Origin of the sequence: Rhodoplanes roseus (assembly GCF_003258865.1) — a bacterium.
Lineage (GTDB): Bacteria > Pseudomonadota > Alphaproteobacteria > Rhizobiales > Xanthobacteraceae > Rhodoplanes > Rhodoplanes roseus.
Map to the genome: position 1 here is coordinate 1 of NZ_NPEX01000954.1, position 245 is coordinate 245.

Consider the following 245-nt stretch of genomic DNA (forward strand, 5'->3'; position numbering starts at 1 on the left):
TGGTGCGCCATTTCGCGCCCACGGAAGCGCATCGTCACTTTGACCTTGTCGCCGTCCTCGACGAAGCGCCGCGCATTGCGCATTTTCACTTCGTAATCGTGCGTGTCGATGTTCGGCCGCATCTTCACTTCTTTGACGTCGACGGTCTTCTGCTTCTTGCGCGCCTCAGAGGCCTTCTTCTGCGAGATGTATTTGAACTTGCCGTAGTCCAGAATCTTGCAGACGGGCGGTCGCTGATTGGGCGA

At 57.1% G+C, this 245-nt stretch carries 1 protein-coding gene; it reads right to left on the bottom strand.

All coding sequences use genetic code 11. The annotated features are described in order from the left end of the window. Window positions 1-245 (bottom strand): translation initiation factor IF-3 (gene infC, locus CH341_RS33150; RefSeq protein WP_111423776.1); only part of this gene is annotated, 245 nt, incomplete at both ends.